This is a genomic window from Mesorhizobium sp. M0830 (assembly GCF_040319965.1).
GTDB lineage: Bacteria > Pseudomonadota > Alphaproteobacteria > Rhizobiales > Rhizobiaceae > Mesorhizobium.
The window spans coordinates 128,391-147,929 of record NZ_JAMYOR010000002.1; the positions used below are offsets into that span (position 1 = coordinate 128,391).

At 60.3% G+C, this 19,539-nt stretch carries 20 protein-coding genes, 2 tRNA genes and 1 pseudogene; 12 read left to right on the plus strand and 11 right to left on the minus strand.

Annotation, left to right across the window (positions count from 1 at the left end; genetic code table 11):
- Positions 1–11: 11 nt before the first annotated feature.
- From erpA to NKI20_RS02050, 4 genes and pseudogenes are all read left to right on the plus strand, one after another.
- Positions 12–359, plus strand: coding sequence for an iron-sulfur cluster insertion protein ErpA (gene erpA / locus NKI20_RS02035; protein ID WP_352827870.1), 348 nt, complete (start codon positions 12–14; stop codon positions 357–359).
- A gap of 1 nt (position 360) precedes the next feature.
- Positions 361–756, plus strand: a pseudogene (locus tag NKI20_RS02040) (VOC family protein).
- A 17-nt stretch (positions 757–773) separates the two neighbouring features.
- Positions 774–1,568: an exodeoxyribonuclease III gene (gene xth, locus NKI20_RS02045; RefSeq protein WP_023757630.1), complete on the plus strand. Its 795-nt coding sequence runs from the start codon at positions 774–776 to the stop codon at positions 1,566–1,568.
- Between the two features lie 114 nt (positions 1,569–1,682).
- The gene (locus NKI20_RS02050) at positions 1,683–1,937 is read left to right on the plus strand and encodes a hypothetical protein (RefSeq protein ID WP_245266432.1); all 255 of its coding nucleotides are present in this window, start codon (positions 1,683–1,685) and stop codon (positions 1,935–1,937) included.
- Between the two features lie 22 nt (positions 1,938–1,959).
- Here NKI20_RS02050 and NKI20_RS02055 read toward each other — a convergent pair whose 3' ends face one another.
- The 9 genes from NKI20_RS02055 to NKI20_RS02095 all read right to left on the minus strand — a co-directional run bounded on the left by NKI20_RS02055 (position 1,960) and on the right by NKI20_RS02095 (position 13,566).
- Positions 1,960–2,799 (minus strand): tetratricopeptide repeat protein, encoded by an 840-nt coding sequence (locus NKI20_RS02055; protein WP_023757632.1) that lies wholly within the window; start codon positions 2,797–2,799, stop codon positions 1,960–1,962.
- A complete protein-coding gene (gene ilvD, locus NKI20_RS02060; RefSeq protein WP_023757633.1) occupies positions 2,786–4,510 on the minus strand; it encodes a dihydroxy-acid dehydratase in 1,725 nt (574 codons plus the stop codon). The genes NKI20_RS02055 and ilvD overlap by 14 nt, the downstream gene beginning before the upstream one ends.
- Positions 4,511–4,817: 307 nt before the next feature.
- Positions 4,818–6,047, minus strand: a complete 1,230-nt coding sequence (locus NKI20_RS02065) for an outer membrane protein transport protein (protein WP_352827875.1) — start codon at positions 6,045–6,047, stop codon at positions 4,818–4,820.
- Positions 6,048–6,406: 359 nt separating this feature from the next.
- The gene (locus NKI20_RS02070) at positions 6,407–9,190 is read right to left on the minus strand and encodes a valine--tRNA ligase (RefSeq protein WP_352827878.1); all 2,784 of its coding nucleotides are present in this window, start codon (positions 9,188–9,190) and stop codon (positions 6,407–6,409) included.
- A gap of 341 nt (positions 9,191–9,531) precedes the next feature.
- The gene (locus NKI20_RS02075) at positions 9,532–10,341 is read right to left on the minus strand and encodes a DUF2497 domain-containing protein (RefSeq protein WP_352827881.1); all 810 of its coding nucleotides are present in this window, start codon (positions 10,339–10,341) and stop codon (positions 9,532–9,534) included.
- 215 nt (positions 10,342–10,556) lie between these two features.
- Entirely contained in the window at positions 10,557–11,945 is a 1,389-nt protein-coding gene (locus NKI20_RS02080; RefSeq protein WP_352827884.1) for a TolC family outer membrane protein, read from the minus strand.
- A 182-nt stretch (positions 11,946–12,127) separates the two neighbouring features.
- Entirely contained in the window at positions 12,128–12,796 is a 669-nt protein-coding gene (locus NKI20_RS02085) for a protein-L-isoaspartate O-methyltransferase family protein (RefSeq protein WP_352827886.1), read from the minus strand.
- Between the two features lie 92 nt (positions 12,797–12,888).
- Positions 12,889–12,962: transfer RNA gene (locus NKI20_RS02090), tRNA-Cys, on the minus strand.
- A gap of 346 nt (positions 12,963–13,308) precedes the next feature.
- Positions 13,309–13,566, minus strand: coding sequence for a hypothetical protein (locus NKI20_RS02095; RefSeq protein ID WP_023757639.1), 258 nt, complete (start codon positions 13,564–13,566; stop codon positions 13,309–13,311).
- 223 nt (positions 13,567–13,789) lie between these two features.
- Here NKI20_RS02095 and NKI20_RS02100 point away from each other — a divergent pair.
- Positions 13,790–13,864 (plus strand) — tRNA-Asn (locus NKI20_RS02100).
- 290 nt (positions 13,865–14,154) lie between these two features.
- Here NKI20_RS02100 and NKI20_RS02105 read toward each other — a convergent pair.
- Positions 14,155–14,400 carry a hypothetical protein gene (locus NKI20_RS02105; protein WP_352827889.1) on the minus strand — a complete coding sequence of 82 codons (246 nt, stop codon included), beginning with the start codon at positions 14,398–14,400 and terminating at the stop codon, positions 14,155–14,157.
- 94 nt (positions 14,401–14,494) lie between these two features.
- Between NKI20_RS02105 and NKI20_RS02110 the strand changes: the two genes are divergently transcribed.
- The 7 genes from NKI20_RS02110 to NKI20_RS02145 all read left to right on the plus strand — a co-directional run bounded on the left by NKI20_RS02110 (position 14,495) and on the right by NKI20_RS02145 (position 18,522).
- Positions 14,495–14,713, plus strand: a complete 219-nt coding sequence (locus NKI20_RS02110; RefSeq protein WP_352828085.1) for a helix-turn-helix domain-containing protein — start codon at positions 14,495–14,497, stop codon at positions 14,711–14,713.
- Between the two features lie 91 nt (positions 14,714–14,804).
- Entirely contained in the window at positions 14,805–15,098 is a 294-nt protein-coding gene (locus NKI20_RS02115) for a Y4lK-related protein (RefSeq protein WP_352827890.1), read from the plus strand.
- Between the two features lie 83 nt (positions 15,099–15,181).
- Positions 15,182–15,733: a hypothetical protein gene (locus tag NKI20_RS02120; protein ID WP_352827893.1), complete on the plus strand. Its 552-nt coding sequence runs from the start codon at positions 15,182–15,184 to the stop codon at positions 15,731–15,733.
- The gene (locus NKI20_RS02125) at positions 15,730–16,056 is read left to right on the plus strand and encodes a hypothetical protein (protein WP_352827894.1); all 327 of its coding nucleotides are present in this window, start codon (positions 15,730–15,732) and stop codon (positions 16,054–16,056) included. Before NKI20_RS02120 ends, NKI20_RS02125 begins: the two co-directional genes overlap by 4 nt.
- Before the next feature lie 184 nt (positions 16,057–16,240).
- Positions 16,241–17,047 (plus strand): hypothetical protein, encoded by an 807-nt coding sequence (locus tag NKI20_RS02130; protein ID WP_352827895.1) that lies wholly within the window; start codon positions 16,241–16,243, stop codon positions 17,045–17,047.
- A gap of 465 nt (positions 17,048–17,512) precedes the next feature.
- A complete protein-coding gene (locus NKI20_RS02140; RefSeq protein WP_352827901.1) occupies positions 17,513–17,857 on the plus strand; it encodes a hypothetical protein in 345 nt (114 codons plus the stop codon).
- Positions 17,858–18,195: 338 nt separating this feature from the next.
- On the plus strand, positions 18,196–18,522 hold the full coding sequence (locus NKI20_RS02145; RefSeq protein ID WP_352827904.1) for a hypothetical protein: 327 nt from the start codon (positions 18,196–18,198) through the stop codon (positions 18,520–18,522).
- Positions 18,523–18,570: 48 nt separating this feature from the next.
- On the opposite strand, the gene NKI20_RS02150 is transcribed toward NKI20_RS02145, so the two are convergent.
- Complete coding sequence (locus NKI20_RS02150; protein WP_352827906.1) at positions 18,571–19,449, minus strand: ATP-dependent DNA ligase; 879 nt, start codon at positions 19,447–19,449, stop codon at positions 18,571–18,573.
- Positions 19,450–19,539: the final 90 nt, after the last annotated feature.

Genomic DNA, 19,539 nt, shown 5'->3' on the forward strand with positions numbered 1-19,539 from the left:
AGGTGACGCCGATGGGCGCGGATGCCAAGACTGCCATGAAAGTCGACATGACCGAGGCCGCCGCCAAGCGGATCGCAAAGATTGTCTCGAGCGAGGCGGGCAAGACGGCGCTGCGCGTTTCCGTCGAAGGCGGCGGTTGCTCCGGCTTTTCCTACAAGTTCGATCTGGTCGACACGCGCAACGACGATGACGTCGCCATCGAGAAGGATGGCGCCACGGTGCTGATCGACGATCTGTCGCTGGTCTATATGGGCGGTTCGGTGATCGATTTCGTCGATGATTTGATGGGCCAGTCGTTCCAGATCCGAAATCCGAACGCAGTCGCCTCCTGCGGCTGCGGCACGAGCTTTTCCATATAGAATGCCTGCCATCGGCGCGGTCCGTCAGATCGCGCTGGCGGCTGGCCGCGACCTCGATGCAACGCTAGCCTTTTGGCGCGACGTGCTGGGCATGAACCTGCATGCGCGCTTCGATCCGCCCGGCATCGCGTTTATCATGGCCGGCGATATCAGGCTGTTGTTCACCGACGGCATACCGGCAGGAACAGTTTATCTCGACATATCGGGTCTCGACGATTTCCACGCCTCGGCGGCGGCGGCCGGCGTCCCCTTCACCGCGACGCCGACGCTTGTCCATCGTGACAGCGAGGGCTAGTTCGGCCCAGCTGGGGAAACCGAATGGATGGCCTTCCTAAAGGACCCCGCCGGCAATACGATCGGGCTCGTCGAACGCCATCCGCCGCAAGACCCCAACTGAGCAGCATCGGGACCGTTATGAAAATTGTCACCTGGAACATCAACGGCGTGCGCGCGCGCATCGGCAACCTGACCCATTGGCTGACCGAAAGCGCGCCCGATATCGCCTGCCTGCAGGAGATCAAGACGGTCGACGAGCAGTTCCCGCGCGCCGAAATCGAGGCGCTTGGCTACAATGTCGAAACCTATGGCCAGAAGGGTTTCAATGGCGTCGCCATCCTGTCGAAGTTGCGCTTCGACGAGGTTGTCAGGGGCCTGCCCGGCGACGATGCCGACGAGCAGGCGCGTTTCATCGAAGGCGTTTTCTCGACGGACAAGGGCGCGCTGCGCGTCGCGTCGCTCTATCTGCCGAACGGCAATCCGATCGATGACGAGAAGAAGTTCTCCTACAAGCTATCCTGGATGGCACGTCTGGAGCGCTGGGCTGAAGAGCGCCTGAAGCTCGAAGAGGCGCTTGTGCTGGCCGGCGACTACAACGTTATCCCCGAGCCGATCGACGCGCGGTTTCCGGAGAACTGGCTGGGCGATGCGCTGTTCCAGCCGCAGACGCGGCAAGCCTTCCGCCGGCTACTCAACCTTGGGTTCACCGAGGCGGTGCGCGCAGTCACCGACGCGACTGACGCCTATACGTTTTGGGACTATCAGGCCGGCGCCTGGCAAAAGAACAACGGCATCCGCATCGACCATCTGCTTTTGTCGCCGGAAGCCGCCAACCGGTTCTCATCGGCCATGATCGAAAAGCATGTCCGCGCCTGGGAAAAGCCGTCCGATCACGTCCCGGTGGCGATCGATCTCGCGCTCCAGCCAGCCTGACGGCGCTAACCCTCATATCGCCACATTTCGCGCCGTTCATTGCTTGGTCAGCATGGCGGCTGGGATTCTATGACCATACGATTTCATCTTTGTCCGATCGGCCTGGCATTTGCCATGGCCGCTCCTGCCGCGGCGCTTGCCGATCAGGAATGCCTGGCCAATGGAAAATCCTACCAGCTTGGCCAGGTCGCCTGCCTGACGCTTGCCGGCCAGAGCCATCTTGCCCGCTGCGACATGGTGCTCAACAACACCTCGTGGACGAAGGTCGGCGACAACTGCCCCGCAAACACGATGGCGCCGCACCTGCATGCCACACCGATCTCGACGCCCGCGCCCAGCATGGTGCCGACGGAGCCGACCGAGAACTGATTCCGACAGGCGGCAGCAGCGCCTACTGGTCCGAGTTGCTGCCCTTGGTGAGGATATCGTCCGCCAGCGAGATCGCGGTGCGGCGGTCGGCTTCGCCGGCGGTGGCAAATGCCTCCTCCTGCATGCCGCGTATCCAGGGCTGATCGGCCGGCGAAGCGCGTTCGAGCGCAGCCGTCATCATCGCCAGGCCGCGAACGATCTTGCCGCTCTGGAACAGCAGGTGGCCTAATGTCGCCTGCGCGCCGGCATGGCCCTTCTCGGCGGCGAGTTGGAACCAGCGCCCAGCCTGCTTGACACTGGCCTTCACGCCGCCCTCGCCCTTCAGGAACATCTGCCCCATCTCGAACTGCGCGTTCGGATTGCGGTAGTTGGCGGCGGCGCGCATGTAATATTCCTGAGCGGCCACCTCGTTCTCGGTGACCGGACTGCCGGGAATGCCCTTGCGCAGATAGTCGCCAAGCGCCACCAACGCATCGGAGACATAGCTTTCCTCGGGCGAGCCGGGCTCGACATCCTGGTCGACGATCTCCGAGAAGAACTTGAACGCCTCATAGTCGTCGCGCGCCACGCCGTCGCCTTCCGCATACATGCGGGCAAGCTTCCAGGTGGCGCCGATCTGGCCGTTTTCGGCGGCGTATTTGTAGGCCTCGGCGGCCTGTTCCTTGTGTCCGTTCTTGTAGGCGGAGAAGCCGAACTGGAACACCGCCCACGGGCTCGACTGCGGCTTCACGCCGGTTTTGTCGTCGAACACCTTGTCATCGAAGGCCATGGCCTGGCCCACGGCGCCAAAGGTCGCGCCAAAAGTGGCAGCCACGACCAGTGCCGAAAAGACAGACGACCTCAACAACTCAGATGTCCGCATAGCAATGTGTTTCTTTCGCACCGCCCGGATGGGTCACAGCGCCATCGCGCGCCGGCCCCACCGTCTGTGCATATTTCCAAATCGCGCCCGACTGATAGTCGGTCTTGCGCGCCTTCCAGGTCTTCGCCCTCGCCGCCAGTTCGCTTTGGGATAACGCCACATCGATCGTGCCGTTCACCGCGTCGATCGAGATCACGTCGCCATTCCTGAGCAACCCGATCGGACCGCCCACCGCTGCCTCCGGCCCGACATGGCCGATGCAGAAACCGCGCGTCGCGCCCGAGAAGCGCCCGTCGGTGATCAGCGCCACCTTGCCACCCATGCCCTGGCCATAGAGCGCTGCCGTCGTCGACAGCATTTCGCGCATGCCGGGGCCGCCGCGCGGCCCTTCGTAGCGAATGACGAGAACCTCGCCTTCCCTGTAGTTGCGATGCGTTACCGCCTCGAAACATTCCTCTTCCGAATCGAAACAGCGTGCCGGGCCGGAGAACTTCAGCTCCGACATGCCGGCGACTTTGACGATCGCGCCTTCGGGGGCGAGGTTTCCCTTCAACCCAACGACACCGCCGGTTTGGGTAATGGGTGTGTTGGCCGGGCGGACCACATCCTGGTGTTCATTCCAGGCAACGTGCTCCATATTTTCGGCCAAAGTGCGGCCAGTCACGGTCAGGCAGTCACCGTGCAGATAGCCGTGGTCGAGCAATGTCTTCATCAACAGCGGGATGCCGCCGGCCTCGAACATGTCCTTGGCGACATATTTGCCGCCCGGCTTGAGGTCGGCGATGTAAGGCGTCTTCTCGAAGATCTTCGCCACGTCGAACAGGTCGAACTTGATGCCGGCCTCGTGTGCGATCGCCGGCAGATGCAGTGCTGCGTTGGTCGAGCCGCCGGTGGCCGAAACCACGGTCGCCGCATTTTCCAGTGCCTTCAGCGTGACGATGTCGCGCGGCCGGATATTTTTCGCGATCAACTCCATGATCTTTTCGCCCGAAGCGAAATTGAAACGATCGCGCATTTCGTACGGCGCCGGCGCGCCACAGGAATAGGGCAGCGCTAGGCCGATCGCTTCGGCGACGGTGGCCATGGTGTTGGCGGTGAACTGGGCGCCACAGGAGCCAGCCGACGGACAGGCCGCCTGTTCGATTTCGAGAAGCTCGGCATCATCGATCTTGCCGACCGAATGTTGGCCGACTGCCTCGAACACATCCTGCACGGTGATGGGGCGGCCGCGGTAGCTGCCGGGCAGGATCGAACCGCCATAGATGAAGATCGACGGCACGTTGAGCCGCACCATGGCCATCATCATGCCGGGCAGCGACTTGTCGCAGCCGGCCAGCCCAACCAGCGCGTCATAGCAATGTCCGCGCATGGTGAGTTCGACTGAATCGGCTATGACCTCGCGCGACACCAGCGACGACTTCATGCCCTGGTGACCCATGGCGATGCCATCGGTGACGGTGATGGTGCAGAATTCGCGCGGCGTGCCATTGGCGGCCGCAACGCCCTTCTTGACCACCTGCGCCTGGCGCATCAGCGAGATGTTGCAGGGGGCCGCCTCGTTCCAGCAGGATGCGACGCCGACCAGCGGCTGCGCGATCTCGGCTGCCGACAAGCCCATTGCGTAGAGATAGGAACGGTGCGGCGCCCGCGCCGGACCGACGGTCACATGGCGGCTGGGGAGCTTAGCCTTGGAAATGACTTTGGCGTCCATACTCTTCCTTGCCCACATCTTCCCTGAAAAGGGGGCGATGCGGCCTGCCCCATCGCCGAGCCTTTTGGCGCGTGTCCCGAGACAAGATCGAGGTGCGCCGGGTTTATGGCGGGAAATGGGCAATTTCCTTGGCCTGACCTTTAGCGCAGGGGTTGTTCAGAAAGTGTTGCCGAAACGTCACAATTGCACGAGGTGAAAGCGGTGCTGTTTATATGCAACGCGGCTTGGGTAACTGGACGCCTGACCAGACCTGCCAACGAAAAAGGCCGAGCGATGCCCGGCCTTTTTCGTTCAGCTTTTCAGAGGTTTAGAACTTGATCTTGAGGCCACCTGAAATCGCCGTGACGAGATCGTTACCGAAGTCGTAGGTGGCGTCATCCCCAATAACTTTACCGTTCTCCCCAATCAATATACCGGAATGACCGCTTGTCAGCACGCCAACCGCGCCAGCCAAGCGAACCTCGATATTCGGCTTAGGGGTGTAAGCGACACCGCCCCCCAGCGTCCAGGTGTCCGTCTGCGAGCCGTAGCCGTGAGAAGTGCCGCGATCCCAGGAGAGCTGGCCGGCCGCACTCCACTCGTCGTTGAACTTATGACCGATGCCGCCCGTGACCGTCCAGCCATCACGATACATCAGGTCGAGCGACGTTACTTCGCCTGGCGAGTTCGTGAAGCAAAACGCGCTTGGGACACCGACCGGACAGATCGGCACACTCTGCAGCACGCTCCAGTTAACCCACTTGATCGAACCGAAGGCAAGCCAGCCGGGCGCGATGCCCGACTGCATTTTCAATTCCACCACATCCGGCATGTACTGCGTTGAGCCGTAGATCGGAAGAACGACGCTGCCGACATTTGTCAGATCGAGCGTGCCCGAAATGTTATCGAGCTTAACTTTCGAATTATAGACGAGGCTCGCGCGCAACGCGATGTCGGGGATTTCGTAGGCAAGGCCGGCGCGCCAGCCCCAGCCGTTGCTCGTCAGATCGACGCGACCGGTGCCGCCGAAGTCGGGCACCAGCGGTGACACCAGGCTTTCCTTGAAACCGTAGACCTTCTGGTAGAAAACACCGCCGATAAAGCGGAGTTGACCCTTGCCCGCATCCATTTTGTAAGAGCAAGTCGCAGCGTAGTTATCGCTTTTGATGTCGGTTTCCATGTTGGAAAACGCACCATTCCACACGCCGGGCGCAACATGCGCACCCCAAGGCTGCGAGTAGTCAATCATACAGTCGACACCTTGGACGATTTGGGCCTTCGCGCCGATGCGCGGGACCCAATAGTTCTCGGCCCCATCGGCCGAGGTCCCGAAACCTAGGTCGGCCCCGCCAGGACCGCGCGCATTCTTGAGCTTACGATCCGGCATCACGTAAGTCGCTTCCGCTTCCGTAGAGAACGGCGCAGGGTCAAACAAAAGATCGATGTCGTAACCGCCGCGCTCCAGGCCGCCAGCATGCGCCGAACTCATCGCGGTTCCGATCAAAGCCAGCGACAAGCACCCTGCCCCCAGCAGTGCTTTCAGACGCAAATTGTTCATGGATGTCCTCCCCCGAATAACCGTGCATCAAGCTAGAACCAATTCAGGTTAACGGTGCAACAACGAATTCAAGAAGCGTACACGTACAGTTGATCAGAGTGCGTTTTCCGCAAAATTCCGACTCTCCCGCAACACCGAAAACACGGCATTTGGGTGCAAATGAACCAACAAAATCGGGGAAACTTCTCCAAAATGGCCCAAGAAAAGGGCATTTTACGGGGTATCCGGCCCCATTGTTACATTATGGCAACAATGGGGCTAAAACTTCCGTTTACGTCAACATTAACGCAACGGAATGTCTATTTTCGCGGCAAGAAACTGTCGTTTTAGAGGGCGCTAAAATCTCACGAATCCCGCCCTCAACCGGCGTCGCGAACCCTGGTCAACGCGACCGAAAGCTTCTCCTGTGCGTCGCGGTATTCGGCCAGCTTTTCGCGCTCGGCCTCGACGATCTCTGCCGGCGCGCTGGCGACGAACCTTTCGTTCGACAGCTTCTTGTGCAGGCGCGCGATTTCCTCGGTCACCTTGGCCAATTCCTTCCGCAGCCGTGCCGCCTCCGCGACAAGATCGATCAGGCTGCCGAGCGGCAGGCAGATCGTCGCCTCGTTGAGCACGATCTGCGCCGAGCCCTTTGGTGCGACATCGGCCAGCGAGATGTCGCCGACGCGTGCCAGCCGCCTGATCGCCGAATCCTCGCGGACAAGCCGTTCGCGCGTCACATCGTTGGCACCGACCACCACCAGCGGTGCAATGGCAGCCGGCGGCACGTTCATTTCCGAGCGCACGGAGCGGATGCCTGAAACGAGGTCGACCAGCCAGTTGATGTCGGCGGCAGCATCCGCGTCTTCGAAGTCCGGCGATGGCCATGCGGCATGGCACAGCAGCGACGCGCGTTCCTTGCCTTCGCCTGCAGTCTGCGCCCACAGCTCCTCGGTCATGAACGGCATCATCGGATGCAGCAGCTTATAGATCTCGTCCAGCACGAAAGCGACGCATGCGCGGCTTTCGGCCTTGGCCGCCTCGTCAGTGCCCATGAACACCGGCTTCAGCAGTTCCAGGTACCAGTCGCAGAACAGGTTCCAGACGAAGCGGTAGGCGGCACCCGCCGCCTCGTTGAAGCGGTATGAGGTGATGCCATCGGTGATCTCGCGCGCGGCGCGCGTCAGCTCGGTCAGGATCCAGCGGTTGACCGCCAGCTTGGCGTCGTTCAGCCAGAAATCGTCATCGCGCGCAACCTCGTTCATCTCGGCAAAACGCGTCGCATTCCACAGCTTGGTGCCGAAATTGCGATAGCCGGCGATGCGCGCCGGGTCGAGCTTCACGTCGCGGCCTTGGGCCGCCATCACTGTCAGGGTGAAGCGCAGGGCATCGGCGCCGTATTCGTCGATGAGGTCGAGCGGGTCGATGACGTTGCCTTTCGACTTCGACATCTTCTGCCCGTTCTTGTCGCGGACCAGCGCATGGACATAGACGGTGTGGAAAGGCTCCTCATCCATGAAGTGCAGGCCCATCATCATCATGCGGGCGACCCAGAAGAAGATGATGTCGAAGCCGGTCACCAGCACGTCGGTCTGGTAGTAGGTGCTCAGCTCGGGCGTCTCGTCCGGCCATCCCAAGGTCGAGAACGGCCACAGCGCCGACGAGAACCAGGTGTCGAGCACATCCTCGTCGCGGGTCAGGATCTCGCCTGGCTGGAAATTCTCGAGCTTGTCCTCGACCCAGGCCTTCCACGGCCCTTCTAGCGCCAGATAATATTCGATCGCCGCGCCGAGCGCCTCTTCCTCAGTCTTCTCGACGAAGACCCGTCCGTCCGGCCCGTACCAGGCCGGGATCTGGTGGCCCCACCAGAGCTGGCGCGAGATGCACCAGGGCTGGATGTTCTCCATCCAGTCGAAATAGGTCTTCTCCCAGTTCTTCGGCACGAAGTTCGTGCGGCCCTCGCGCACCGATGCGATCGCCGGTTTGGCCAGCTCCGCCGCGTTGGCATACCATTGCTCGGTCAGGAACGGCTCGATCGGCACGCCGCCGCGGTCGCCATGCGGTACGGCGTGGCGATGCGGCTCGACCTTTTCGAGGAAGCCACCCTCTTCCATCAGCTCGACTATCTTCTTGCGCGCGACGAAGCGGTCGAGCCCATCGAGTTCATCCCAGACCGCCTGGCGCTCCGGCGTCACCTCGAGACCGGCAAGAAAATCCTCATTGTCCTTGAGGCTTACCGTCGCCGCGGTGGTCAGGATATTGATCGCCGGCAGCTTGTGACGCTTGCCGACCTCGAAGTCGTTGAAGTCGTGCGCCGGCGTGATCTTGACCGCCCCGGAGCCCTTCTCAGGGTCGGAATATTCATCCGCCACCACGGGAATCTTGCGGCCGACGATCGGCAGAACGATTTTCTTGCCGAGCAGGTGCCGGAAACGCTCATCGTCGGGGTGCACGGCAACGGCCGTATCGCCCAGCATCGTCTCGGGGCGCGTCGTCGCCACGGTGATGAAGGTTTTTGGGTTTTCCGGATCGAAGGCGTGGCCCTCTATGGGGTAGCGGAAATGCCAGAGATTGCCGTTGACCTCCTGCTGCTCGACCTCGAGATCAGAGATCGCGGTCAGCAGCTTCGGGTCCCAGTTCACAAGACGCTTGTCCTTGTAGATCAGGCCTTCCTTGTAGAGCGTGACGAACACTTCGAGCACTGCCTTGGACAGGCCCTCGTCCATGGTGAAGCGTTCGCGTGACCAGTCGGCGGAGGCGCCGAGCCGCTTCAGCTGGTTGAAGATCGCGCCACCGGATTCGGCCTTCCACTCCCACACTTTCTCGATGAACTGCTCGCGGGTCAGGTCGCGGCGGTGGATCTGCTTTTCCATAAGCTGGCGCTCGACCACCATCTGTGTGGCGATGCCGGCATGGTCCATGCCCGGCTGCCACAAGACGTTCTTGCCGCGCATTCGCTCGAAGCGCACCAATATGTCCTGCAGCGTGTTGTTAAGCGCGTGCCCCATATGCAGCGAACCGGTGACGTTCGGCGGCGGGATGACGATCGTGAAGGCCTCCGCCCCCTCCTCGGCCCCGGCACCGGCGCGAAACGCGTCGGCCTCTTCCCAGACTTTGGCGATCTTCGGCTCGACGGTTTTGGCGTCGTAGGTCTTTTCAAGCATGGGAAAATGGTCCGCGCTGTCGGGAGTTTTGCTGGTCCGGTGTAAATCGGAAGGTTTTGGCCAAGTCAACCGCAAGGGCTGTCGCGGCATTCACAGGCAGATAGGCGCGGCCTTGTTCATTTCAACGCACGGCATGCCCGCATCTGGCGCAGAGCTTCGCCCTTGGCGTCCGATAGGGTTTTCTGCAATCCGACCGGCGGACGTAGAAGATCTCGAACACGGTCCATTATGGTAAGTGAATCCGGCGGCGACCCTGTCTGCCTCGCTACCAATACAAACTGAGCTCCCCAAAGAAACGGCGCCCCGAAGGCGCCGTCTCTTTTTGGCAATCGATACGGATACTACTGCGCGCCGCGCGCCACGCGCTCGATCTCTTCGCGCACCAGCCTTTCGACCAGCGTCGGCAGATTGTTGTCGAGCCAATCCTGCAGCATCGGGCGCAGCATCTCTTCGGCCATCTCGTCGAATGTCTTTTTGCTGCGGCTGGCAAACGCGTCGGAAAGCTCGCCAAAAGCGGCGGCAACCTGCCGGCCCGTATGCTCGGAAACGATCCCCGGACGCGCCGCGTCACTAACTGGCGTTGGCCGTGCCGCGTCTGGACGAGGCGTCTCGGAGATCGCCTTCGCGCTCGGTTCGTCCCTTGAATCGTCGGCCGGCGGCTGGGCAACCGGCTTGCGTGCCTCGGCCCTGTCCGACACCATTTTGGCCTGCTCACCAACCGCGGCGATCTCGCGCCGCCAATCGGCAACGGGGGCAGTGACGGGACGCGGTGCCGGCGCGTCGACCGCGGCCGGCTCGGCGGCAACCCGGGCGCTGACCTCGGCAAGTGTCATCGATGGCTTCGCCGGAGCCGGATCGGCGCGAATCGGCGTTTCCATACGCGCAATCACCGGCTCGGCCGCCGGCGGCTGCGCCTGGACTTCCGCCAGCGTCACGGGCTTCCTGACCTCGGGAGCTGCATGCAGGTCGGCACGGAATGCCTCGACGTCGGGGGCAGCATCGCCGCTCGACGCCGGCTCCAGATCCTGGCGCAACTCATCGGCGTCGCCCGGCTGCTTGCGGCCGCCGTCGCTGTCCTCGATGATTCGCCTGATGGAAGCCAGGATCTCTTCCATGGAAGGTTCGCGCTGTGCGCTGCTTGCCGTTGCCATCGTCACATCCGCCGCCTTTGTGACCTCTGTGGATTTCCGCTCCGGCAAGGCCGGATCGAATCATGGCCACAGCGTAGCCGACGGATCGCCGCACGAGAATCCCCAATCTGGGGACTTGTGGGATTTCAACAGATTAGCGCGATCTCAAGCCCAGGAGGAGCGGAGCAAGCAATTCTGCTCAAACGGCGAGACGGAAAAAACCGGACCGGGCGCCCTCAGCGGCCGTCCGGCGTGCGCAGGCCGATCCACTTGTCCTTGACGGCGTTGTAGTGCTCTTCAGGCTTGTATTTCGTCACCTGCAGGCCGAGGCGGTCGACGGACAGGCGGCCGGTCGCCTGCAGGATGGCATAGCTCGCCACCACCACATCATGCTCATAACTCGCCTGGTTGATCTCGGCGGTGATGACCGTAGCCTGTGCGTTGAGGACATCGAGCGTGGTGCGCTGGCCGACATTGCGTTCTTCGATGACGCCGTTCAACGCCAGCTTCGCGGCCTCGATCACTTGCCTGTTGGCCGTCAGCTGCTGCTGCGCGGCGGTGTACTCGGTCCAGGCGGCGGTGACGGCCTGGCGCACTTGGTCGCGGCTGACATCGACCTCGATGCGGGCCCGGCTGAGCGATTCCTTGTCCTGGCGCACAATCGCCGAGGTGCGGCCACCGGAATAGATCGGGATGGTCAGCGTTGCGCCGACGCTGGCCGAATTGGTGGTGCCATCCTGCGTCGAGAGGAAGCCCGGCACAGTGTTGCGATAGGCGCTCGATACGCCGGCGGAAGCCGACAGCTGCGGCAGCAGCGCGCCTTCGGCCGACTTCACCGAAAACGAAGCTGCGTCGACCAAATGCTGTGTGGCAAGGATGGCCGGGTGCTCGTTCGAGGCCACCCCGATGGCGGCAGCCAGGCTCGACGGCAACAGCTTTGCCACCGGGGAAGCGCCTTTGAGCTTGCCCGGTTCGTCGCCGACGATCTGGCGATAGCTCGCGGCACTCGCCAGTGCCTGGGCCCGGGCGGCGCTCAGCGATGCCACGGCGGCAGCCCGTGAAGCATCGGCCTGCGCGACGTCGGTACGCGTGCCTTCACCAACCTCGAAACGCGAACGCGCCGCGCGCGCCGTTTCGGTGAGGAATTGCAGGTTCTGCTCGGTCAGCACGGCGATCTGGCGGTCGCGAATCACATTCATATACGCCTGGGCGGCGCTGAACAGGGTGTTCTCTTCGGTGTTGCGCAGGCTTTCGACCGAAGCGCGAACCTGTGATTCGGCGGCAGCGACATTGTTCCTGGTCTGAAAGCCGTCGAACAGCGTCTGATTGATCTGGACACCAAAATTGCCGGTGGTCAGCCGTACGCTCCGATCCGCACCGGTGAGATGGCTGCTGGAGTAGTCGATTGTCGCCGAGCCGTTGATGGTCGGACGCCAGCCCGATTTGGCGATGGCGACGCTCTCATCGGTAATGCGAACGCCGGCGCGGGCCGAATTCAGTGAAGAATTGTACTGATAGGCCTTTGCGAGCGCGCCTGAGATGGTTTCCGCCGAAGCGGCAAGTGGGGACAGCATGGTCGCCGAAACGAGGACGGCGGTGAAAAGTGACTTTCGTACAGACGGCACGGTTAAACCCTCATTCGTTTTCCATGGGAACTGCGCCGCACCGGCTTCTCATCGTGATCAGCCGCCGCCGCGTGTTCGATGTTCCCTGCTGCTCAGCCCCAAAGTGCCCCCAGTTTGCGGATAGCAACGATTGTTCAAATGCAAGCGACCATGACAATGCCTCTGCTGCAAGGCAAAATCATTCAAAACTCGAAAGCATGAATACGTTCGAATCCCGGTAGTGGCTTAATTGCCGCATTAAACGCGCGTCTTCCGGTTACAACCCCCCCGGCCTTAAAAAAAAGTCGGGCCAGGCCGGAATTACCTTGACCTTCAACGGCGACGAGTCGGCCGCCTTCGGCAAGCTGGTCGAGCAGCGGCACTGGGACTTCCGCGACGCTGCCGCCGACGAAGATGACGTCATAAGGCGCCTGGGCGGCATGCCCTTGTGGCAACGCCCCCTGCACAACCGTCACATTGCTGCAGCCAAGCGACGATAGCGTCGTTCTGGCGGTTTCCGCCAGCGCCGAATCGCTTTCGAGCGCCACCACGGACCTGGCCAGCCGCGACAGGATAGCCGAAGCGTAACCCGTGCCGCAGCCGACATCGAGCGCCGAGTCGGTCGACTTGATCTCAGCCAGTTGGATGAGCTTGGCCAGCGGCGAGGGTTCCATCAGGTAGCGCGCGCCGTCCGCGCCAGTGGCAATGCGGATGTCCTCGTCGATGTAAGCGAGATCGCGCTGGGCGGCGCCAACAAAAGCCTCTCGTGGCACGACGAGCATGGCCTCGAGCAGCGGCGCGCTGGTCACATCGGTGGTGCGAACCTGGCCATCGACCATCTTGACGCGAAGCTCGGAGAAATCAGCGCTCATGTTCGAACCAATCCGCTTGCCGCGCCAGAACCGCGGTTCATTACGTCAAGAACTTCAGGCCCCCTACGCTTGCTGCGCGGGGGCCCGGGCGTTGGAGGCCTCGCCCGGAATCGAACCGGGGTGCAAGGATTTGCAGTCCTCTGCGTAACCACTCCGCCACGAGGCCTCGTTGCTCCCGGCGTTCCACCCGGTTCCAATAGGTTGCGGCGAAAATGCCGTCAAGCGGCCACCGTGCATTCCGAACGGTTTCCCTATGCGCCGATCCGGGCAGACCCTGTCAAATCGTCAGGCCCCAAGCCCACAGCTACATTAGATGATTCTTAAGCATAGCCTTCAACGGTTCACGCGTTGAGCACGGACGGAGACAAGGCCATGCGCCAGGCAATGGAGATGATAGACAAGAATGCTCGGCCAGCCCTTGTCCTGAGCGCGGTGCGGGATAGTGTCCGGAAGGTTCTGCAAAAAGTTTTGGAGAGAGAACGGTCGTCGCGCTGAGGCGTGCCCACGCCATGTCAATCCGGCCGGCGCCGCCGTTCCCACCAGACGACAAAGCGTCGGCGGTGGCGCCGCACCATGGCGAACTCATAGGAAAGCACTAGCAATCCGAGCGGAACCATCCAGAAACCGAGGATCGGCAGGAACCCGAGGATGCCGCCGATGGTCAGCAGGACACCGATGGTGATTCTGAGCCCGCGCGAGCGCGGCATTTTGAACTCGCGCCCGAAAACTGAGATTTTGCGCGCCGGCATGTGGTTATCTTGTGCTGTCATCGTCTCGAAAGATTGACCCGTTTTGATCGTTCAGAAGCATCAGCGAACCCAAGCGCGGCCGCGCTTTCGGTTCGGTGTCCCTGCCAAGACTGCTAATATGAGGGCATCTCTCGACGATTGCGAGAAACGCCTGTGCGAAAAAGCCTCGGAAAAATGCGAATTGCTTCTTTGCAAAGCCGAAAAGGGCAGCTATACGCTGCGCAACTCGCATAAGAGCCTCCGTTCCCCGGTAGCTCAGTGGTAGAGCAACCGGCTGTTAACCGGTTGGTCGCTGGTTCGAATCCGGCCCGGGGAGCCATTTTGCGTGTCTAGTGCGTTGTTTTCGTTATGCTTTGTAGAAGACGCAGACGGCCTTCCCCTCTTTTTCTCCCCGCTTTTGGACCGCGCAACAAAGACACGCACCAATGGCGGGCTCTCATTCCGCAACCACGGAACCTGCCGCCCGCGAGAGGGTTGAGCCTGGTGGCGGCGAAGCATCGTGTCCCTCCAAGAGCTGTGTCGGGCCTCGCGCCCAAATTCGCCGCCACACCCGGCAACACAAAACCCCGCACAAGGCGGGGTTTTGTCATTTCCAACAGTGTGGAAGCATCAGGCTGCCAGCAACATATCGCCGGTGAGGTATTCATCGTCGGCTGTCAGGGCCGCGGGAGCGAGGCGGCTGGCGTGCACGATCGCAAATCTCGCCTCGTCATCATAGAGGCGCTCTACAACGTACAGCCCTCGACCGCATGGGCCGGCGATGACATGTCCAGTCCACTCACCGTCGCTCACACACTGCCGCAAGGCAAACAGTGGCATGCTCGCCGCTTCCACATTAACCGTCATCGCATTCATTCTAGGCTCCTCGTTGCGTTTCAAATCATCTGATGTTATTCAAAATGAACAAGGCAAGGCGTTGTGTCAAGCGGATTGTATAGGGTTATGCAAAATGTCAATCTCTTCTGAGCAATCTCGGGCCGCCAGGGGGCTTTTGAACTGGTCTCAGGGAAAGTTGTCGGAAGCTGCAGGGGTCGCCCGGGCAACGATCGCAGAATTCGAGGGTGGCAAGCGTCGGCCAATCGCCAACAACCTTGCGGCCATCCGTATGGCCCTCGAGGCGGCCGGCGTGGAGTTCATCAATGGCACGGGCGTCAGGTTGCGGACGTAGAGCGGGCGGCAACGTGTGCAACTCCACAGGTTGTCACAGTGGGCGGAGCTCTGGCAGTTTCCAGCCAAACGCCAGCAAGGAGGATTTGCAAATGGCCCGCACGCAACGGCTGATGAATGCCAGTGATATCCCAGCTTTTGTCGACCGGGTTATCAAGGCCGGCTGCGATATATGCGCTATCGGGGATGACATGTACGTCCTCGGCGAATTCGAGGAGCAGGACGCAGCAGAGGATGAGCTTGAGAGGGTCGGGGAAGAGTTCGGAGATCGTGATTTTTTGCTGCTTGAGATCGTAGCGTATCTGAAGTCGATCGGTCGGCATATCGATCCCAAATCGCCCATGGAGACCTGGTACGGCAACGAAGGAAATCGAAGGTCGCACTAAGCCTAGCGCCTACCGGTTTCACCAATTTACCAAATTAAAACAAGCGTTTGACTCCACGGTGGCTTTGTGGAATTCCTCCCGAAATGTCAGATATTCCATCGCCGACCCTTCTAGGAACGATCCACACCGCAAAAGAAGCTGCGAGCCGGCTCAAGATGACGCGGCGGCGCGTGATCACGCTCGGCAAGCGATATGGGTGCTGCTCACTGGACGGGAGAAACGCGCTGTTTTCAGAGCAAGATTTGCTCGACATCTGGCAGATTATGCGGGCTCCGGCCACTGCCACCAAGCGCCCTACCGCCAGCGCGATCGCTTTCTATACAGCGGATGCTTCCTACAAGGACCTTCTTCGTAAAGACCAACGAAAAATCGACGAAAAGCGACGCCTGCGCAAGGAACGCGAGACAGCCGAGCGTGAGCGACGGCTTGAAGCAAAGCGCCAGGCGACACGTGCGAAACTTGATGCTCGGGTAGCCAAGCGGGGCGCCGCCTTGGAAGCAAAGTCGGCTTTACGCGCGGCAGCGGATGCCGAACCGCTCGACGTCAACAATCGCGACCCGGCGTACTGGACGGAGGAGCGCAAGTTGCGTCTGCGTGATGAGCGTATTGCCAGGCTGAGCAGGGATGCGAAATGATACCCGAACCCCGCACCGTCACCAACGCAGCACTCGATCGCTTGCCGCTCTTCGCAACTGACCTCGAGATCGCAACGGCGATCGTTGGCAGAGCACGGGCAGATTTCTGGCGGGAAGCCATCATGCCGACGTTGGAGAAAAGCGGCTTTCCGAGCATCGATCCGCTGCACAAAGCTCGACCGGTGGCGTTGGTAAAGCAGTTTTATGCAGCATACTTCGGCATTACGGCCGGTATCGCAATGGCAAAGCCGGACGGCGAGGAAAGATTGGGGCAATGGCGGAAGCGAAAATCTAGAACCTGGCCGCCCGCTCATACTAAATAAAAAAGCGCGCCCTGGTTACAACGCCAGGAACGCGCTTTGACTTTGGAGCGCCTAAGTCGGTCCGCCGAAACCAGCACGCCCGAACCGGCGCGCCAATCGCAACGTAGAACGTTTATTCGCCGGCAGCAACTCGACTTGTGCCCGACCGCGGAGCATGTTGCTGACATGGGAATGGGAGGGGCACGTGATGATCGCCGAAGGCGTCGACGGATCAATAGAACTTTTCGAACATCGAATCCTTATCTCGAAAACCGGCAAGCCACAGCTAAGCGTGCCGCTCGCCGACATCTCAGAAACGCGCTTCCGCTCTGCCGCTGTATTCTCGGATGGGCACCTTCAAATATGCGCTCGTGAGACAATGATTAACGGAATGCTTGGGACAATCTTCTTCCGTCCGAAAGCTGGCGACGATTTTGCTAAACTTCGAACCGCGATCAACCAAAGAATAGTTACGCCCGCAGAGCCTACCGCCGCAATCCAGGATGCGGAGGATGTTGGCGCAATGAGGATCATGCTGTCATCTGGCACATGGATCCATGTGGACAGGATCAAACTATATGATGCAGCGAAGGTAACAGAAATTGCCACCCTTCAAGCTCAAGCCGCAAAGGCGCTGGGGCCTTCCGGCGGCATGGTCGGCGTATTTGGCTCGCCCAGTGTGACGTTGGCCGCCGAAGCAGCAACGCTGTCGTTGATTAGCGGTTTCATTGCAAGCGTTACACAGAAACAGGGCGTCGAGGCGCTTCGAAAGGCGCAAGGCCTTTATCAAGAGATGCTAATGCGGTCCGGAAGATTCTTCGACGTTCAATGCATTTCTGGAATCAGATTGCCCAAGCCCGGTGCTTGGTTTGCTGATCATGAGGGATACCGATACGTACATGGCGGGGACGATTTCCTCTGGGTCGAGACTTCCCAAGGGCCACTGACGGTAAACTGGCCACACATTTCAGTTGTGCGGTTTGTCAGCGTGCCTCCCGCGATCGCACCATGACGTCGACCGAATAGCGAGAACAAAGGATTTGCCGTTTACTCGCCCGCTATGATACTTGCGCGCCATTGATAGTTGTTGCAAAGTTGTGTGGGGGGGCATCAATGGAATTCGTTATTTTTTGGCTGATATGCGCCGGGGTCACGGCAGCAATCGCTTCGTCTAAGGGGCGAAGTGGTTTTGGTTGGTTTCTGATTGGCGCGCTGATCGGGATATTTGGGATTATCTTAATAGCGTGCCTCCCCTCCCTGAAAGGGCGGCCCGGTAACACCTACTATGATCCCGAAACACGGACGATCGGCGCGCCTCCAACTTCCACCCGTCGAATTAAAAGTTGCCCCCAGTGCGCTGAAGAGGTGCTGGCTGATGCCAAGATATGCCGCTTCTGCCGGCATGAATTCGCGTCGGCTCGGACATAAGGTGGTTGCGCAAAGGCCCAACCGTACAATTATAGCAGAAAGAATGTTTATGAAATTTCTTGTCGCGTTTGCTGTCGCGTTCGCTGCCACAACCTTTGCCGCGCGAGCCGAATGCTACGGCGAAGCGGAATACCAAGTTTGCTCGGATTCTTATGTTGACCCAAATGGCGATATCCATGCCCGATCCTATGATACGGAAGGAAATGACTATTCGCTCGATACCGAGAGCCGTCAATTGCCGGGAGGCGGCAATGAGGTAACCAGCAGTGACAGCGAAGGAAACTCCTATTCGATCCAATCCTGGTCAGATTCGGCGGGGTCTCATACTGTCGACAGCGAAGGCAACGAATGCACGATTACGCCACTGGGTACGATGATCGGATGCGGCCAGTGAAAAGAGCGGCTATTACGACCGCTGCTATCGTAGCGGGATGCGCGCTCCTCGTCTGGTTCAGCGGCATTCGCATTATCGTCATTCAGCCCATTGGAGCTATTCCGGACGGCGTCACGGTTATCGTATCTGGTATAAATACGAACTTCATTGATAGCCCGGATGCAATTTGCCAACGCGAGCAAGGTGGCGTTTCGCTACTCTGCCGAGGAATAACAGCTGCGGCAGTCGCACGTGACGGGAAGATACTGCTACGCCTTCCTTACAGCGCCATATTGTTTCGCTTAACTGGCGCTCCAGATATAGATCGCTAAAGGCAGGGGTTATCGGGGGATGTCGAGTTGAGCAGATTCCAACATGTCGTTGCGGTTACTCTTTGCGCGGGCATGACGGCCCATCCGGTCTTAGCGATGTCCACAGACGAGGCGTGCGCACAGATGGCTGGCGCTGCAGAGTCCGTCATGAAAGCGCGACAGAACGGTATTGCGCTACAGAAGGTGCTCGGAGTCGCTAACAACCCCCAATATGCATCAGGCAAGGATGGCTTCCGCGCAATCATTATGATGGCTTACGGCAAGCCTCGCTTTAATACAGAAGAGAACAAACAGAGAGCGATCGACGATTTTCGCGATGAGGTCCAGCTCTACTGCATGAAGCTGGAAAACTAGCTGTTTTGGCTGCGCTTACGTTTTGGAGGCAGCAATTGCCCTACGATATCAATCCTCGACAATCCCTTTGACCGACGCATGCCGCAGCTTGGCCTCGCCGCGCAGGTGTTTGACGCGCGCCTTTATGCCCGGCTTGAGCCATTCAACTCCGGCCATTGCCTTTGGAGTGCCTGCCGGCGCCTTGCGGCCGGCCTGGACACGTTTCCAGAGGCGCTCGCGGATGTCCTTCGGCAGCGTGATAAAGGCTGACCCAGCATACTTGCCGCCCTGCCCCATTAGCGCCATGGGCGGTTTGCCTGGCACGCGCTTGACGCCTAGCAGTTCCAGTTCCGAAAACTCATAGCACTTGATCTTCAGCCATGCGTCCGACTCGCCGCTCCTGTAGGGCGCACCGCGGCGCTTTGAAACCATGCCCTCGAGGCCCAGGCGCTCGACGCCTTTGAAGAACTCGGCCCCGCCACCATCGACGTGCTGGCTGAATTGTATTGCGCCGGTCGCCGGCTTGACGAGATCCCATAGCATCGCGCGGCGCTCGACGGCGGGAAGCGGCCGCAGGTCTTTGCCGTTGAGATGCAGCAAGTCGAAGGCGACGAACGCCAGTCGCTCCGCATTCCATGCCATAGCCGAGCGCAGCGCATGGAAGTCTGGCGAGCCGTCAGCCGTTGGCGCAATCACCTCGCCGTCAATTATCGCATCACGCGCGCCGAGCGTCTCTGCCGCTGCCACTATCGGCCAGTAGCGCGACGTCCAGTCGATGCCGGTCTTTGTGTATGCGCGAGCCCCGTCCCAATCGATAATGACCTGCGTACGATAGCCGTCGTATTTGATTTCGTGGATCCAGTCGTCGCTAACTGGCGGCTCCTCTACTAGGCGCGGCAACTGCGGCGGTATGAACTTGAGCCTGCCCTTGGCGGCAACACTCTGCATACACTCGGCTCCAACAACGCGAATCAAGCCGCAGCACTCGATTCAGTTCCACGCATTTTGGCTAAATCGTATACTAGGAATTTAGTCCTA

Coding starts and splice junctions, on each gene's coding strand:
- NKI20_RS02085 (WP_352827886.1), bottom strand. CDS start 12,796: ATGAGCGCTGATTTCTCCGAGCTTCGCGTCAAGATGGTCGATGGCCAG.
- NKI20_RS02150 (WP_352827906.1), bottom strand. CDS start 19,449: ATGCAGAGTGTTGCCGCCAAGGGCAGGCTCAAGTTCATACCGCCGCAG.
- erpA (WP_352827870.1), top strand. CDS start 12: ATGGGCGCGGATGCCAAGACTGCCATGAAAGTCGACATGACCGAGGCC.
- NKI20_RS02050 (WP_245266432.1), top strand. CDS start 1,683: ATGGCCGCTCCTGCCGCGGCGCTTGCCGATCAGGAATGCCTGGCCAAT.
- NKI20_RS02105 (WP_352827889.1), bottom strand. CDS start 14,400: ATGAATGCGATGACGGTTAATGTGGAAGCGGCGAGCATGCCACTGTTT.
- NKI20_RS02095 (WP_023757639.1), bottom strand. CDS start 13,566: ATGACAGCACAAGATAACCACATGCCGGCGCGCAAAATCTCAGTTTTC.
- NKI20_RS02140 (WP_352827901.1), top strand. CDS start 17,513: ATGAAATTTCTTGTCGCGTTTGCTGTCGCGTTCGCTGCCACAACCTTT.
- NKI20_RS02115 (WP_352827890.1), top strand. CDS start 14,805: ATGGCCCGCACGCAACGGCTGATGAATGCCAGTGATATCCCAGCTTTT.
- NKI20_RS02065 (WP_352827875.1), bottom strand. CDS start 6,047: ATGAACAATTTGCGTCTGAAAGCACTGCTGGGGGCAGGGTGCTTGTCG.
- NKI20_RS02110 (WP_352828085.1), top strand. CDS start 14,495: ATGTCAATCTCTTCTGAGCAATCTCGGGCCGCCAGGGGGCTTTTGAAC.
- NKI20_RS02120 (WP_352827893.1), top strand. CDS start 15,182: ATGTCAGATATTCCATCGCCGACCCTTCTAGGAACGATCCACACCGCA.
- ilvD (WP_023757633.1), bottom strand. CDS start 4,510: ATGGACGCCAAAGTCATTTCCAAGGCTAAGCTCCCCAGCCGCCATGTG.
- NKI20_RS02075 (WP_352827881.1), bottom strand. CDS start 10,341: ATGGCAACGGCAAGCAGCGCACAGCGCGAACCTTCCATGGAAGAGATC.
- NKI20_RS02070 (WP_352827878.1), bottom strand. CDS start 9,190: ATGCTTGAAAAGACCTACGACGCCAAAACCGTCGAGCCGAAGATCGCC.
- xth (WP_023757630.1), top strand. CDS start 774: ATGAAAATTGTCACCTGGAACATCAACGGCGTGCGCGCGCGCATCGGC.
- NKI20_RS02125 (WP_352827894.1), top strand. CDS start 15,730: ATGATACCCGAACCCCGCACCGTCACCAACGCAGCACTCGATCGCTTG.
- NKI20_RS02055 (WP_023757632.1), bottom strand. CDS start 2,799: ATGCGGACATCTGAGTTGTTGAGGTCGTCTGTCTTTTCGGCACTGGTC.